The sequence below is a fragment of the Aliivibrio sp. S3MY1 genome, assembly GCF_028765575.1.
Taxonomy (GTDB): domain Bacteria; phylum Pseudomonadota; class Gammaproteobacteria; order Enterobacterales; family Vibrionaceae; genus Aliivibrio.
This window is the reverse complement of sequence record NZ_JARACO010000017.1, coordinates 67,923-83,099: the sequence shown is the minus strand read 5'-3', so window position 1 is coordinate 83,099 and position 15,177 is coordinate 67,923. Positions and strand designations below refer to the sequence as shown.

General features: G+C 38.6%; 14 protein-coding genes and 1 riboswitch. Of the genes, 5 read left to right on the top strand and 9 right to left on the bottom strand.

The window, feature by feature from the left end:
* Nucleotides 1-427: 427 nt before the first annotated feature.
* Nucleotides 428-907, top strand: a complete 480-nt coding sequence (locus PVK62_RS12290; RefSeq protein ID WP_274444743.1) for an RNA recognition motif domain-containing protein — start codon at nucleotides 428-430, stop codon at nucleotides 905-907.
* Here PVK62_RS12290 and murI read toward each other — a convergent pair.
* The 3 genes from murI to btuB form a co-directional block, all read right to left on the bottom strand.
* The gene (gene murI, locus PVK62_RS12285; RefSeq protein ID WP_274444742.1) at nucleotides 870-1,658 is read right to left on the bottom strand and encodes a glutamate racemase; all 789 of its coding nucleotides are present in this window, start codon (nucleotides 1,656-1,658) and stop codon (nucleotides 870-872) included. The two genes, PVK62_RS12290 and murI, sit on opposite strands and share 38 nt — an antisense overlap.
* 63 nt (nucleotides 1,659-1,721) lie before the next feature.
* Nucleotides 1,722-2,393, bottom strand: coding sequence for an adenine nucleotide alpha hydrolase (locus PVK62_RS12280; protein WP_274444741.1), 672 nt, complete (start codon nucleotides 2,391-2,393; stop codon nucleotides 1,722-1,724).
* Between the two features lie 46 nt (nucleotides 2,394-2,439).
* Entirely contained in the window at nucleotides 2,440-4,281 is a 1,842-nt protein-coding gene (btuB, locus tag PVK62_RS12275) for a TonB-dependent vitamin B12 receptor (protein WP_274444739.1), read from the bottom strand.
* A 45-nt stretch (nucleotides 4,282-4,326) separates the two neighbouring features.
* A riboswitch (cobalamin riboswitch) is annotated at nucleotides 4,327-4,551 on the bottom strand.
* A 148-nt stretch (nucleotides 4,552-4,699) separates the two neighbouring features.
* Here btuB and trmA point away from each other — a divergent pair.
* Nucleotides 4,700-5,806, top strand: coding sequence for a tRNA (uridine(54)-C5)-methyltransferase TrmA (trmA, locus tag PVK62_RS12270; protein WP_274444737.1), 1,107 nt, complete (start codon nucleotides 4,700-4,702; stop codon nucleotides 5,804-5,806).
* Nucleotides 5,807-5,872: 66 nt separating this feature from the next.
* Here the strand turns inward: trmA and PVK62_RS12265 are convergent, their stop codons facing one another.
* Both PVK62_RS12265 and fabR read right to left on the bottom strand, forming a co-directional pair.
* Nucleotides 5,873-6,247: a YijD family membrane protein gene (locus tag PVK62_RS12265; protein ID WP_274444734.1), complete on the bottom strand. Its 375-nt coding sequence runs from the start codon at nucleotides 6,245-6,247 to the stop codon at nucleotides 5,873-5,875.
* Nucleotides 6,248-6,298: 51 nt separating this feature from the next.
* Nucleotides 6,299-6,940, bottom strand: coding sequence for an HTH-type transcriptional repressor FabR (gene fabR / locus PVK62_RS12260; protein WP_274444746.1), 642 nt, complete (start codon nucleotides 6,938-6,940; stop codon nucleotides 6,299-6,301).
* Between the two features lie 270 nt (nucleotides 6,941-7,210).
* On the opposite strand from fabR, the gene sthA reads away from it, so the two are divergent.
* Nucleotides 7,211-8,626 (top strand): Si-specific NAD(P)(+) transhydrogenase, encoded by a 1,416-nt coding sequence (gene sthA, locus PVK62_RS12255; RefSeq protein WP_274444732.1) that lies wholly within the window; start codon nucleotides 7,211-7,213, stop codon nucleotides 8,624-8,626.
* Between the two features lie 260 nt (nucleotides 8,627-8,886).
* On the opposite strand, the gene PVK62_RS12250 is transcribed toward sthA, so the two are convergent.
* Nucleotides 8,887-9,681 (bottom strand): class I SAM-dependent methyltransferase, encoded by a 795-nt coding sequence (locus PVK62_RS12250; protein WP_274444731.1) that lies wholly within the window; start codon nucleotides 9,679-9,681, stop codon nucleotides 8,887-8,889.
* 143 nt (nucleotides 9,682-9,824) lie between these two features.
* Entirely contained in the window at nucleotides 9,825-10,445 is a 621-nt protein-coding gene (gene lexA / locus PVK62_RS12245; protein ID WP_274444729.1) for a transcriptional repressor LexA, read from the bottom strand.
* Between the two features lie 241 nt (nucleotides 10,446-10,686).
* Between lexA and plsB the strand changes: the two genes are divergently transcribed.
* Nucleotides 10,687-13,110, top strand: a complete 2,424-nt coding sequence (plsB, locus tag PVK62_RS12240) for a glycerol-3-phosphate 1-O-acyltransferase PlsB (protein WP_274444728.1) — start codon at nucleotides 10,687-10,689, stop codon at nucleotides 13,108-13,110.
* A gap of 86 nt (nucleotides 13,111-13,196) precedes the next feature.
* Here the strand turns inward: plsB and ubiA are convergent, their stop codons facing one another.
* Together ubiA and PVK62_RS12230 are read right to left on the bottom strand one after the other, a co-directional pair.
* Complete coding sequence (gene ubiA, locus PVK62_RS12235) at nucleotides 13,197-14,054, bottom strand: 4-hydroxybenzoate octaprenyltransferase (RefSeq protein ID WP_274444726.1); 858 nt, start codon at nucleotides 14,052-14,054, stop codon at nucleotides 13,197-13,199.
* Nucleotides 14,054-14,593, bottom strand: coding sequence for a chorismate lyase (locus tag PVK62_RS12230; protein ID WP_274444724.1), 540 nt, complete (start codon nucleotides 14,591-14,593; stop codon nucleotides 14,054-14,056). The genes ubiA and PVK62_RS12230 overlap by 1 nt, the downstream gene beginning before the upstream one ends.
* Before the next feature lie 121 nt (nucleotides 14,594-14,714).
* On the opposite strand from PVK62_RS12230, the gene PVK62_RS12225 reads away from it, so the two are divergent.
* Nucleotides 14,715-15,125 (top strand): flagellar basal body-associated protein FliL, encoded by a 411-nt coding sequence (locus PVK62_RS12225; protein WP_274444723.1) that lies wholly within the window; start codon nucleotides 14,715-14,717, stop codon nucleotides 15,123-15,125.
* Nucleotides 15,126-15,177: the final 52 nt, after the last annotated feature.

Genomic DNA, 15,177 nt, shown 5'->3' with positions numbered 1-15,177 from the left:
TTATCAACTCACAAGTGCCCACACAGATTGATTTGGTTAAATTGTTAAAGAGCTTGTCTTTCAGCCACTTAGCGTTACCGCTTCGTCGCTTCAGGCTGCGTATAATACCGAGCCAGACTTTTAAGTCAAGTTTTATTTAAAATTAATTTAAACACTTCAAAACTTAATGTTCTCAATCGTTTCTGCTTTCGTTTTTCTCTTGGGAACGAGGCGCATTATAGGGTGCTTAAAGTTATTCGCAAGCACTTTTTGAAGAATATAGTTCAAGTGATTATTTTCTACGCAGATCACTTTTTTTAACACAAAACCCCTACAAGAAAAGCACAATGACTTAATTAGTTGGCAATTGATAAATAATATAAGTAGTATCAATGTGATTTTATTGTTAATTCATCATTTTCCATTTATTTACTAGACATTACTTATCATGAAATCTACTAACTCAAATATTATTATCATTGCTATTGCTGCACTAGGTGCAGGTGCAATCTCGTTTTTTCCGGTATCTCCCGCTTTTGCTTTCGCTTTTGGCGCAGTAATTACAGGTTTTACACTATTAACCATTAATAAAGCGCCAACCAAGGCAAGTACTATGACTTCTGTTGATGATACTCAAACAACAGACCAAGCAAGTACGACTCTTTATGTTGGCAATCTTCCTTACCGAGCAAATGAATCAGATGTAAAAGATTTATTTGCGGAGTTTGGTGATGTATTTGCCGTTCGTTTAATGAAAGACAAACGAACAGGTAAAAGAAGAGGCTTTGGTTTTGTTGTTGTTGCAAGTAAAGATGCGGATAACGTTATCGAAAACTTAAACAATAACGAATTTGATCAGCGTACACTTAAAGTACGCATTGCTAATGATCCTAAAACTTCGGGTAATCCAAATATTGAAGAGGACTAAACCCTAGTTCTTGAAATGTTTTATTAAGTGCCTCTTCATTCTTTGTTGGGGCACTACAAAATACCTCCCCCTTTATAGCTTCCTTTCCTTTCTCTTTATAATTCCCTAATAATTGTTTTACTCTTCTTGCTATCGCCTCACCTGAATCAATAAGCAATACATTACCATTTAATACTTTTTTAATTTCATTTCTTAAAAATGGAAAATGAGTACAGCCAAGGACAATTGTATCTACCTTATCTTGCCAAGGAGATAAAATGACTGTTAACTCTTCAAGGTCAACATCCACCCCTATCATTTTTTCTTCCGCCATTTCAACTAATCTCGTTGAACCTAATAGCTGAACATCAGAGATTGGGGCAAATGATTTAATCAAGTCATAAGTGTAGCTTCGTTGTACCGTCGCTGGAGTCGCAAGAAGTCCAATCTTAGTTGATACTAACGCAGCTGGCTTTATTGCAGGAACCACACCAACCACTGGAATGGTTAACTTTTCTCTAAGTGTAGGTAAAACAATCGTACTTGCTGTATTACAAGCGATCACTACTATATCTATAGCAAATTTGCTGCAAAGCTGAGAAATAATATGGACCGTTCTTTCAATTAATACTGATTCAGTGAGTTCACCATATGGAAACGCTGCATTATCAAAAGCATAAATATACTTTGCTAGAGGTAATTGGTATTGGATCTCTTTATATACAGATAACCCACCGATACCTGAATCAAAAATCAAAATATGTTTTGGCATAACTGAAACCACAGACTCTTTTAAGTCGATATGAAGATTGGGGCTCTAATCATACCTTTAATGCTATTTTTGTAAAACAGAAGCCTGATAACGTAAATGAGTAAACCTTTCTTGTTTATCGATCCTTATATCAGATAACGCTATAGAGCCACTAAAGCAAGGAGCCTCAATTACTAACGTATGAAACTCCCCATCTTCTCCGCATGGGTCAACTTGCACTGGTAAGTCAGAAAGCAGCTGCATTGTGTATTCTTGACCACAGAATTGATTATCTAATTGAGTTCCATCTGTTGTAACAAGAATGGTTTTAATTCCACAACGAATGATCTCGTCTGCTAACTCGCTACTTGATTGTCCTATCAGTGGAAATACACACTCCCAACCGGCTGCTTCTATATAGCTTTTACGGTATTCGACAATGCCATTACAAAACATATCGCCAAAGGCTACTGCATCCAACTCAATTCCACATTCCTTTAAACCAGTTACGACCAAACTTTGATATTCATTATTGGCAGGGAACACGGTAGGCAATTCAATCGTAATTAAAGGTAGCCCCGCCAAGTCAGCTTGCATTTGAACAACTGAAATAGGTGTGACTTGAAAAGGTACTTCATTTGCAACATGGGTTGTATATAAAGCGACAACCTCATAATCAGGATTTTGAAGTAGACGGATAAGAGTGAGTGTTGAATCTTTGCCAGAAGACCAACTGATGATGACTTTCTTTTTCATAGATACCTCAGAAAAAAAAACCGCCGATGAAGGCGGTTTAATACAATTAGAATTGATACGTCATATTCATATAGAAAGCTCTCTCAGGAGCAGGATAACCGTTCGCAGTTTCATATTCTTCATTAAATAAGTTATCGACTCTTCCGCTAATTGTTGTTGATTCGGAAATATAATAGTTTGCAGATAAATCAAATAGACTATAAGCCGATAGCTCAACTGAACCATCTGGTCTTTCACTATAATATTGGTAACCTAAGGAAACATCTACCACATCAAAACTTGCTGTAGTATTCCACTTATATATTTCTTTAGAACGACGAGTCAATTGCTCACCATCTTTATTTTGAGGGTCTTTAAAATCAACACTAACTTGATGAGATAAAAGGCCAGTATCAAACTCAGAAACAAGTTCAATACCTTGAATGTGGTTCTCACCATCTTCATTGTAATATTTTTGTGTTCCAAGATTGTAGCCGATCAAATCAGTGATTTTATTGTCATACAAAGTTACTGACCAATAAACACTCTGAACTGTACCATCGAAAGCTAACTCGTAAGATTCAGCTTCTTCTGGTTTTAAATCTATATTTCCATAGGAGCTATGTAATTGATAAAGATTTGGGGCTTTAAAAGCTGTTCCATAAGAAGCTTTAACTCCAAACTCTTGAACTAAGCGCCAACCAATACCTGCATTATAAGTAACCTGACTTCCATATTGTTCATTGTCATCTAAGCGAACACTTAACTCAGTTAAAAATTGAGATACTTGAGTGCTAAGTAATCCAAATAGCGCTGTATTGCTTCTATCAAATACATCATCACCTTCAAGGTAAGACTCATTACGCCAATCAATACCTCCAGACAATACTGCATCGTTTAATAAAGCATAACTATTTACCCATTGAATATTTTTTTGTTCTAATTCATCATCATAGCCAAAAGGATCACTTTTCCCAAGTTCCTTTTCATAATCCCAAGATTTTTGCTTTTGGAAACTACCTTCAAATTTTGAGTTAAATTTATCATTTTGATATTTAACTCCACCCGCAAAAGTGTAGTTTTCTACTTCCGATTCTTTATAACTGTAAATCCAGCTATTACTAAAGCGACTAAAGTATGAGCTATCATATTGAGAGGTATTTTCATATGTTCGAGCATTTGCAAATACTTCAATATTTTCATTAATTTTGTGGTTGTAACCTACCAAAGCATTTTTTGATTCAAAGCCATGGCGATCGCCATCATTTACACCTTCGACCGGATGGACGTTATAACCATCATCAGCATCATAACCTAGCGCAATATTCAAATGCCCATTTTCACCGATAGCATTACTAGTGCTGACACTTGCTTCTTTATAGTCAAGACTTCCTAGTCCTACACTAATTTTTGTGCTTTCTGATTTCGAGTTAGCAACCGTAATTATATTAATAACACCGCCAATTGCCTCTGAACCATATAATGAAGCACGAGCCCCTCTAATATACTCAATACGCTCTACATATGTGATTGGTAACTGGTTAAAATCAACACCACCTTTTGCTGCTCGAGCAAATCTAATTCCATCCACTAGCACAAGTACTTGGTCTGAATTTGCACCACGAACAAATATCGACGCAAGCTGACCACGGCCACCATTTTGAGATACCTGAATTCCGGTTAATCTACGTAACACATCTGGAATTGATTTAGCTTGATACTTTTCAATATCTTCTTTAGTCACCACTTCAACAGGTGCAATGACATCTTTCGCCGACTGCTCAAATCGATTGGCAGTGACAACCATCGTCTCATCAGTTTCAGTTGTGATGTTTTGGGCAAATACAGGGGAAGTATAGGCGTGAGAAAGCAGCGACACTATTGCAGTCGCAAGGGCAGTTTTTTTCATTTCCATTGTTTCCTAAAATCGCGTTACGTTCATATAGCAATACTCATGTATTGCATATTGCTGGCAGGTCTTCGGACTTGAGAGCAGTTAACCTACGGTACTCACTTCCCATCACCTCTCTCTACATCCTTTGATAAAGAAAAATAATAGTGTGTTTAATGTACTTTCGTTCTCTCTTACCGCTGCGCGTCAGTTCTGGATTCTCACCAGATTCCCTTTTCAGGCTATTATCGAATATAAAAATAGCGCACCAACATCGCCAAAATAGTAATGGCGTACACTATATTTGTCTAGGCTTCGCTAATGAGTATTCCCTCTTTTACTCAATTAGTTTCGATCAATCACACACAAATACTGGACAACAGATCTCTATCGCATAAAATCGGCGCTCTTATTTTGAGCAGCGTGAGGCAAGACAATGACCCAACCCGTCATGAACCCAGAAAATTATCAAGTACAATTAGATGAAAAAGCAGAAGCACTGTCTGCAATGTTTTCTGAATTTGACGTTCCTGAATTGGAAGTCTTTTCTTCTCCTGCTGAAAACTACCGTATGCGAGCAGAATTTCGAATTTGGCATGAAGGTGACGATATGTATTACGTTATGTTCAATCAAGAAACCAAAGAAAAATACCGCGTAGATTACTTCTTACCTGCAAGTCGCATCATTAACGATTTGATGCCTCTACTAGCAGAAGCGGTAAAAGAAAGTAAAACACTGCGATATAAAATGTTCCAAGTGGATTTTTTATCAACTCTAAGCGGTGAGATTTTAGTTTCTATGCTTTATCACCGCCAATTAGATGATGCATGGAAAGAAGAAGCAAAAGCTCTAAAACAACGCTTAAATGATGAAGGCTTCAACTTAAATCTTATTGGCCGTGCTCGTAAGATGAAAATCGTACTAGACCAAGAGTTTGTCATTGAAAAACTTAAAGTAAACGATGATATCCTGACTTATAAGCAAGTTGAAAACAGCTTTACTCAACCAAACGGTGTTGTGGCACAAAAAATGTTGGAGTGGGCGGTAGACTGCACTCAAAACAGTCAAGGTGATTTATTAGAACTTTACTGTGGTAATGGTAACTTTTCTTTAGCCTTAGCTAAAAACTTTGATCGTGTATTAGCTACTGAGTTAGCAAAACCATCGGTAGACTCTGCACAATATAATATCGCAGCAAACAATATTGATAATGTTCAAATCATTCGTATGTCAGCAGAAGACTTTACCGATGCGATGGAAGGTAAACGAGAGTTTAGACGTTTAAAAGATCAAAATGTTGATTTGAAAAGTTATAACTGTAATACCATTTTTGTCGATCCACCACGCTCTGGTATGGATGAAGGCACTTGTAAAATGGTTCAAGGTTATGAACGCATTATGTATATCTCTTGTAATCCTGAAACATTAAAAGAAAACCTAGAGATTTTAGGCAAAACTCATAATATCACTCGTTTTGCCCTCTTCGACCAATTCCCATATACACATCATATGGAAGCCGGTGTTTTCTTAGAAAGAAAATAACCATTAAATGAACAATAAGAAAAGGCTCAGAACACACCATTCTGAGCCTTTTCTTTTTTGAATCAATTAAACTTCTGCTGACTCATCTTTCTTTTTCAAAAGATCCATTTTAACGCCAACCCAAAGTAATAAACTAAGAACGACAACAATAGACAGGAAGTTACCTCCCATTTCTGGATGTTGTGCTTTCACAAAGGCTGAATGACCAAATAAACCGACAAAGAAACAAGCCGCAGCAATCAAAGAGGTATCCTCACTTGCTGGCTGACGTAAATACTCTTGATATAAACCTTGAGCTGCAAGCACCAACGCTATAATTGGAAATATTGAAAATGCAACTTCCGTCGCCGTAAACCCAACCCAAACGGCATTCAAACAAAGACCTGTCACTACAGATAGCACTAACGTCTTACGTTCATTTCTACTATTTTCATGTGTCATTTTCATTACCTCGTACAGACATTGATTCACTACGATCAATGCATCTAAATTCTATTTTTCATTTTCTTTACGATACAAATAAGCCCCTTTGGACAACATTCGTAATTGGAATATCAATCGTTTTGACAATTCCTCTCTGTGCGGCGTATCTAGATCTAGCGCTTCCGCTCCAGAGCTAAAAACCAATGTTACTGACGCTTCAGCCTGAACCGATGCCTCTTCACGAGCAACTCCTGTTGTGGCAACCAAATATTCAGTTAGTTCCGCAACAAAATGTTGAATTTCACGTGCGACTGCCGCCCTAAATGCAGGAGAAGTACCCGAGCGTTCACGCAATAGCAATCTAAATACGTTTGGACTGCCTTCAATAAATTCCATAAAGGTTTCAACCGACGTTCTGATCACACTGCCTTCAACCACGATTCTTTGGCGAGCTTGACGCATCAATTGACGTAGAATCAAACCGCCTTCATCGACTAATGTTAAACCTAATTCATCCATGTCTTTAAAATGACGATAAAATGAAGTGGGTGCTATCCCCGCCTCTCTTGTTACTTCACGCAGACTCAAACTCGTAAAGCCTCTTTCGGCACATAGCAGGCAAAAAGCAGCATCTATAATGGTTCTGCGAGTTCTCTCTTTTTGCTGTGCTCGTACACCTTTAGCGCTTACTGGTCGTTTTATTTCTGACATTGCATTGAGATCATCAGCTTCAAATTCAGGATACATATATTTTACCGTATATTGCACAATTTAATTAAATGGGTACCACAAACTTTTCGCTAGCTCACATTATCGAATTCTCACAGGCTATGTAAATAATGAAATACATAATCAAGTACATTTCCATAAACAACGTGATCCTCTCCACTCTATCTTACTCACTTGATTTACCAAACAAATGAAAAGGTTAAGATAGCTCACTAGCAATGTTGCGAGATTGATAATAATAAGGCGTTAATAATGACTAACTCGACCCCTACACATTCGACCCATTTTGATGCCATTGTAATTGGCAGTGGCCCAGGGGGAGAAGGTGCTGCAATGGGACTCACCAAAGCAAACCTGAATGTAGCCATTATTGAAAGAGAAGCAAGTGTCGGTGGCGGCTGTACTCATTGGGGAACCATACCATCAAAAGCACTGCGTCATGCCGTTAGCCGTATTATTGAGTTTAATTCAAACCCTCTTTATTGTAAGAATAATACCAGTCTTCATTCTACTTTTTCAGATATTTTAGGCCACGCCAAAAGTGTTATTGATAAACAGACAAGAATGCGACAAGGATTTTATGATCGCAACCAATGTTCATTGATTTTTGGTGAAGCTAGCTTTGTTGAAAAAAATACTATCGCGGTAACGGCAAAAGACGGTTCTATTGAAACTTATACCGCGGATAAGTTTATTATCGCAACTGGCTCACGCCCTTATCGTCCAGCTGGCGTGAACTTCAACCATAGCCGAGTCTACGATAGTGATTCAATTCTGTCTCTTAAACATGACCCACGACATATCATTATTTATGGTGCCGGGGTTATTGGTAGTGAGTATGCTTCTATCTTTCGTGGATTAGGCGTTAAGGTTGATCTCGTCAACACTCGAGATCGTTTACTTTCATTCTTAGACAACGAAATGTCTGACGCCCTCTCTTACCATTTCTGGAACAGTGGTGTAGTAATACGCAACGATGAAACATTTGAGAGCATTGAAGCGCATGACGAAGGCATTGTGATGCACCTTGAATCGGGTAAAAAGATGAAAGCTGACTGCATCTTATTTGCCAATGGTAGAACCGGGAATACAGACAAATTAAACCTATCAGCGGTTGGACTCGAAGCGGACTCTCGTGGACAACTTAAAGTTAATGGCAGCTACCAAACATTAGTCGATCACATCTATGCGGTTGGTGATGTGATTGGTTACCCTAGTCTTGCAAGTGCCGCTTATGACCAAGGACGCTTTACTGCCCAAGCCATTACAAAAGGAAAAGCGGAAGCACAATTAATTGATCATATCCCTACTGGTATTTATACCATTCCTGAAATCAGCTCAGTAGGGAAAACAGAGCAAGAACTAACAGCAGCAAAAGTGCCCTATGAAGTCGGAAGAGCATCCTTCAAACATTTAGCTCGCGCTCAAATTGCAGGAATGGATATCGGTAGTTTAAAAATTCTTTTCCATCGTGAAACTAAAGAAATTTTAGGCATACATTGCTTCGGTGAGCGTGCTGCTGAAATCATCCATATCGGTCAAGCTATTATGGAGCAAAAGGGCGAAGCAAATACTATTGAGTACTTTGTTAATACCACATTTAACTACCCAACAATGGCTGAGGCCTATCGTGTTGCGGCTCTAAATGGATTAAACCGCCTCTTTTAAATCAAAAAAAACGAGCTATATACATCAGCAGATAACAAAAGGGATTAAGCATGACTTAATCCCTTTTTACTTTAACTATCAATACAATAAAGTATTTGGCCTATAATAGGAAAATTGCCTCTTCCATTAGATAGAAAAGATCACAGAAATAAATGACCTATTACAGTAGCATCAGTTGATATCAAGATTGAAAAGTAATCGTATTATTACTTTCTTTCAATCCGAAACCTTTGGCTTAGCTCAAGTTACTTACGGTATCATTACCAATTCATATGGATTAGCAATGGCGTTACTCTGTGCTTAAACAATGGAAATTTAGACAACCAGCGTTGCCATGCCTTCCACCGTGTACAGTTATGCTCAAGAGGCGATGTCACAGATAATTTATCTATCCATGGTAGCCAACCCATAAAATATTGCTTTGGTTGATATAAACCATGCTGATATTCAATACTGCCGAGCTTTTTTCCTATCATGGTATTACAGCGATCACCTGCCACCACAAACAACGCCTCTGCATGACGAAAACGACGACCTAATAACTGAACAAATTTAGCTAACTGTCTTTCATTACATTCTAATAATGCATGCTCACAGACAATCATAACAGGTACGTCGTGTGGCACAGGAAGGTTATCTACCCAACTCTCTTCTGTTGCGGAGCCGCAACGTAAATAATACCGCTCATTGGTATGAAACAGCTTTTGTCGCCAGAGAAGAGTTTCATTGATATCGAGCTCAAGCCAATGACAGCGACCATTATCTAATCGATAAAAACGAGTGTCTAATCCCGCCCCGACATTCACAACCCAACCCGATGGATTAGATTTTAGAAATAGAGAAACCTGTTGGTCACACTGAACAGTAAGAGTGGCATGAAGTAATTGCTTTTGATCGATATCTCCAGAGAGACATTCAGAAGAAAGGTGACAATGTCGACATGCAGCAGCTGCAATAGGATCATAAATTAATCCATTATCGATCATACTTTCACGGCTTCTCAACCAAAGAGGTTGCAGTAGGCGAGAAGGAATTTTATGGCCGAGCTGTGTCATTATCATCTCCTATGAAAGAAACTAGATGATAATAACTATCATTACCACTTGTAAAGTTCTATTTAAGAAAAACAAGCGATAATGACAATTTAATAATACCCATCAATAAGGTTATCTGAATGAATATTAATTATGCGTAAGTATTACATCCAAGTTGTGCTGCGGATAACGCCAACAGCAAGACCTTCAATGCTTAAGCTTTGTGATGTTAAATCTACTTCAATTGGAGCAAATTCTTCATTTTCAGCATGAAGAAAAACCATAGACCCTTTACGCTCCAAACGCTTAACAGTGACATCATCATCTACTCGTGCGACAACTACTTGTCCATCACGAACATCTTGAGTTTTATGGACAGCTAATAAATCACCATCCATAATCCCAATGTTTTTCATGCTTTCACCATTCACTCGCAATAAGAAATCGGCTTGTGGCTTAAACATACCAGGATCAACTTGATAATGACTCTCTACATGTTCTTGAGCAAGAATCGGCTCTCCTGCTGCAACTTGACCAATCAAAGGAACACCAAGATCTTCGTTTTCAGCTTCTTGTAAAAGAATACGGATACCTCGAGAGGCTCCTGGAATAATCTCAATAACCTGTTTACGAGCAAGTGCTTTTAAATGCTCTTCGGCGGCATTCGCAGAACGAAACCCCAACTCACGAGCAATCTCTGCACGTGTTGGTGGCATGCCAGTATCATCAATTTTTGCTTTGATTAGCTCAAAGACTTCTTGCTGTCTTGCCGTTAGTGGCTTCATAACTCACCTGTTTGTTTATACAGTTAACTGTGAGTATATACAGCTGTGCTATGCTTTGAAAGACCTACTGATTAAAAATAAGACAAACTGAGCCTATTTTCTGTCATATTAGTCGTACTATTGGGGATTATGTGTTCATTTCTATTAAAAGGTTTGACCAGTTCTGCTATTCTTGCCAACAAATTGTAAGCATCTATATATAACCGACTGCTCGGTACATAACTAAGGCGTTATTGTCATTATGTCTACAGGACAAACTATTTATCATTCTTTGCTAAAATTACCACTATCGGTAATGGTGAAGAGTAGCTCGATTCCGTCGAATCCAATTGAAGATCTTAAGATCGATCTTGAGCGACCAATCATTTATGCACTGCCATTTCGCTCGCATGTAGATTTACTAACGCTACAAAAAAGCGCATTAGAATTAGGGCTACCCGATCCACTTTCTCCACTTGAAATGGATGGTATAGAATACCCACGCTATGTATTCACCTCTGTTGGTCCAAAAATATTTGAGACTGATGATGATCTCCCACAAGAATCTTTAGATTTATTTAAAGTGGTTCTGAAATATCACGCAAACAATCCAAGTGCGGACTTTCAATTAATTCCGACGTCTATTCTATGGGGAAGAAGACCAGGTAAAGAAGGAACAAGTAATCCTCACTTAATGCCACTTAACGCACCTCAAAAATTCATCACGCTGATTAAAGCAGGTCGTGACTCAACCGTGCGTATCAGCCCTGTTGTTTCTTTACGTTACATGGCAGATAACCACGGTGCAGATGAAGCGATTGCCCATAAATTAGCTCGCGTTGCTAAAATTCACTTCTCTCGCCAAAAGCTAGCGGCATCAGGACCTAATCTACCTAACCGCCAAGCACTCTTTAATCGCTTATTAAAATCTCAAGCGATAGAGAAGGTGATTTTAGAAGAAGCAAAAATACGAAATGTAGAGGTAGAAAAAGTGCGTAAAGAAGCCATGTGTATCATGGAAGAAATCGCAACCAACTTCTCTTACTCATTAATTAAAAACGGTAATCGCCTGCTTAAATGGTTATGGAACCGTTTATACCAAGGGTTAAACATCAATAATGCGGCGACGGTGCGCAAATTAGCACAAGAAGGCCACGAGATTGTTTACGTTCCTTGCCATCGTAGTCACATGGATTACTTATTACTTTCTTATGTTCTTTATCATGAAGGGTTGGTACCACCACATATTGCGGCAGGTATTAACTTAAACTTCTTCCCTGCGGGTCCTATCTTCCGTCGGGGCGGAGCTTTCTTTATTCGTCGTAGCTTTAAAGGTAATCGTCTTTACTCGACTATTTTCCGTGAATATTTAGCTGAGCTTTTTGCTAAAGGTTATTCTGTGGAGTATTTCAGTGAAGGTGGACGTTCACGTACTGGTCGCTTACTGGAAGCTAAAACCGGAATGCTAGCGATGACAGTACAAGCAATGCTACGTGGTCTAAATCGTCCAGTTACGCTAGTCCCTGTTTACATTGGCTATGAACACGTAATGGAGGTAACGACGTACGCTAAAGAGCTACAAGGCAAGCGCAAAGAGAAAGAAAACGCAGGACAAGTGTTACGCACACTTCGTAAATTGCGTAACTTTGGTAAGGGTTATGTCAACTTTGGTGAGCCCATTTCATTAAACCATTACTTAAATGAACATGCGCCAAATTGGTCTGAGTCAATTAACCCTATTGAGCCACAAAGACCAGAATGGATGGTCCCTGTGGTTAATGGTATTGCCAATAAAATGATGACGCACATTAATGATGCGGCAGCAGCGAACGCCTTAACATTATGTGCAACGGCTTTACTTGCTGCTCGTCAGCGTGCGTTAAGTAAGGAGGATCTGACTGAACAACTGGATTGTTACTTACAGTTACTGCGAAATATCCCTTATTCTGATACAGCAACAGTCCCAACAGACAGCGCTGAAGAGTTATTGGATCACGCTATTGCACTCGATAAATTTGTTATTGAGAAAGATACGCTTGGTGAAATCGTGTCATTAGACAGAAACCAATCGATTCTAATGACATACTATCGCAATAACATTATCCATCTATTTGCACTGCCTTCATTGATTGCAAAATTAGTGGTTCAGCATCGTTCTATTTCTGTGGATGATATCCAGCAGCAAATTCAACAAATCTATCCATTCCTTAAAGCTGAATTATTTTTGCATTATGAAGAAGATGGATTAGACGATGTGGTAAATCAACATATTGATGAATTGGTTCGTCAAAAATTAATCGTACTAGAAAATGGACTTTTACAGCTTAACTCGACCAATATTCGTAAACTTCATCTATTGGCTCACACTATTTCAGAAACACTGCAACGCTATGCAATTGCTCTTACGCACCTGCAAGCGTCACCTGAATTAGATAAGAGCGAGCTAGAAGAGCAAAGCCAGATCATGGCTCAACGTCTCAGCCGTCTACATGGTATTAATGCACCTGAGTTCTTTGATAAAGGGGTTTTTGGTATCTTGTTTAATAGCTTAAAAACGGAAGGTTATCTAGACAGCGATGGTAATGCCGTACTTGAGAAAGTTTCGCCTTTTGCTCATGACATCTCAAAACTATTAACACCAGAGATAAAACTCACTATCCAAGCGGTAATGAACAAAGAAGATTAATTTTCTTTAAGGTACAAAAAAAGCCAGTATGAGATTTCTTATTGAAAGTATCATACTGGCTTTTCTTTTATCAGTAAGTCGAAAGCTTAAATTAACACGCTCATGCTAATCGCAATAAACACCAAACCACCCACATAATTATTGTTTAGAAACGCTTTAAAGCACGCCTCTCTTTCGCGGCCTTTAATCAACCATTGCTGATAAACAAAAAATCCTGCCGCCGCTAACACTCCCCAATAGTACACACTCGAAAGTACTAACTGAGAACCAAGAATAATCAATAACGCCAGTACACTTAATTGCAATAGGCCTATGATGAGTTTATCGAAACGACCAAACAAAATCGCCGTTGATTTAATGCCAATCTTTAAATCATCATCTCTATCTACCATGGCATATTGCGTATCATAGGCAATTGTCCATAACGCGTTAATCACAAACAATAACCACGCTTCTGATGGCACTTGATTTGATTCTGCCGCATACGCCATTGGGATAGCCCAACTAAATGCTAAACCTAGTACAAATTGAGGTAAATAGGTGACACGTTTCATAAATGGATAAGCAACAGCAAGTACTATCCCTATTCCCGATAGCATGATCGTTAACGTATTCATGGTTAACACTAATAAAAATGAACACACCACCAAAACCGCAAATAACGTAAGGGCTTCTTTAGAAGAAACCAGTCCTGAAGGTAACGGACGATTAGCGGTACGCTTCACATGACCATCGACTTTACGATCAGCAAAATCGTTAATCACACACCCCGCAGAACGCATAAATACAACACCGAGTACAAATACAATTAGTACATGCCAATCAGGTAATCCATCCGCAGCTAAAAACAAAGCCCACAATGTTGGCCATAAAAGCAATAAAGAACCAATAGGGCGGTTCATGCGAGTTAATTGCCAAAACGCCAGTGCTTTTGACTTGGTCATTAATCTATTTCCTTTGAGTAAATAGGCGCGTTTGGTAAAAATAATTCCGCAACCAACATTGGTTTTTCATTCATCCATAAACGAGAGCGACGAGCAAATAACTCTCCTTTCTCTGTCATGACTTTTGCAACTTGTAGCTTATCTCTATGTGCACTCTGAGCACTAAAGACTGTAATGCCTAATGGGACATGGCCTTGACACGTTAAGTCGTGTGGTTGATCTTGAAGTGATGACAATGGGATCAAAGTACGACCATAGATCCATGATACTTGATCTCCTTTTAATATTACTTTCCGACGCAAGCACACTTCTCCGCTAAGAAGCGCTATTTCTTCTTCAGTTAATGCACTTGGATTAACATGGGTATTATCTAAAACCGATACAGACAACACTTGGCAATGTTGCTCTAAACGGCGTGATAATGAATCTAGTCCGAGCAACCAATATTGCTCCCATTCATTATGACACTTGAAGGTATCGGCCTCTTGCCACTGCACTTTTTTAAGTACTGAGGCACACCAAGAATTGATATCTGACATATTCTCTATAACATCTCTCACATATATCGGTTATATTGAGAGATAATGGTTAATTTTTTCTCACAACTGCCGACTATTGTAACAAGTAATAAAATAAATTGACTGACGAATGGATTAGAAAATGACAAAGAAATCACTATTTGTAGGGTTACTGCTAATTATTAGCCAACTTTTTGCCCCTACTGTTTTTGCTGAAGAAGAAGGTAACCCTCAAATGGGATACTTTACTTTAGCTCCAGACTTAACAACAAACTTTGTTTCCGCAGGAAAGAGACTCGGGTACATTCAAATCCGTGTTGATATTTTAGTGGCCGATAATCGTGAATTGCCTAACTTAGAACACCACAATCCACAGATTAGAAATGCATTAGTAGAAGTGCTAGGCCAACAGCCTGAACAGAGAATTAAATCTCTCGCAGGTAGAGAAGAGATTAGAAAAGAGTGCTTAACAGCAATCAATGAACTCTTACTCGCTGAAACAGGGAAAACACTCGCGGTAGATTTACTCTTCACTAAATACATCTATCAGTAATAGTGATTTAACCAGTAACAATGATCAGATAATTAATGGCATTGGTATTAAA

Excerpts from the sequence above, each read along its gene's own strand:
- PVK62_RS12290 (WP_274444743.1), top strand. The coding sequence starts at position 428 with ATGAAATCTACTAACTCAAATATTATTATCATTGCTATTGCTGCACTA.
- murI (WP_274444742.1), bottom strand. The coding sequence starts at position 1,658 with ATGCCAAAACATATTTTGATTTTTGATTCAGGTATCGGTGGGTTATCT.
- PVK62_RS12280 (WP_274444741.1), bottom strand. The coding sequence starts at position 2,393 with ATGAAAAAGAAAGTCATCATCAGTTGGTCTTCTGGCAAAGATTCAACA.
- btuB (WP_274444739.1), bottom strand. The coding sequence starts at position 4,281 with ATGAAAAAAACTGCCCTTGCGACTGCAATAGTGTCGCTGCTTTCTCAC.
- trmA (WP_274444737.1), top strand. The coding sequence starts at position 4,700 with ATGACCCAACCCGTCATGAACCCAGAAAATTATCAAGTACAATTAGAT.
- PVK62_RS12265 (WP_274444734.1), bottom strand. The coding sequence starts at position 6,247 with ATGACACATGAAAATAGTAGAAATGAACGTAAGACGTTAGTGCTATCT.
- fabR (WP_274444746.1), bottom strand. The coding sequence starts at position 6,940 with ATGTCAGAAATAAAACGACCAGTAAGCGCTAAAGGTGTACGAGCACAG.
- sthA (WP_274444732.1), top strand. The coding sequence starts at position 7,211 with ATGACTAACTCGACCCCTACACATTCGACCCATTTTGATGCCATTGTA.
- PVK62_RS12250 (WP_274444731.1), bottom strand. The coding sequence starts at position 9,681 with ATGACACAGCTCGGCCATAAAATTCCTTCTCGCCTACTGCAACCTCTT.
- lexA (WP_274444729.1), bottom strand. The coding sequence starts at position 10,445 with ATGAAGCCACTAACGGCAAGACAGCAAGAAGTCTTTGAGCTAATCAAA.
- plsB (WP_274444728.1), top strand. The coding sequence starts at position 10,687 with ATGTCTACAGGACAAACTATTTATCATTCTTTGCTAAAATTACCACTA.
- ubiA (WP_274444726.1), bottom strand. The coding sequence starts at position 14,054 with ATGACCAAGTCAAAAGCACTGGCGTTTTGGCAATTAACTCGCATGAAC.
- PVK62_RS12230 (WP_274444724.1), bottom strand. The coding sequence starts at position 14,593 with ATGTCAGATATCAATTCTTGGTGTGCCTCAGTACTTAAAAAAGTGCAG.
- PVK62_RS12225 (WP_274444723.1), top strand. The coding sequence starts at position 14,715 with ATGACAAAGAAATCACTATTTGTAGGGTTACTGCTAATTATTAGCCAA.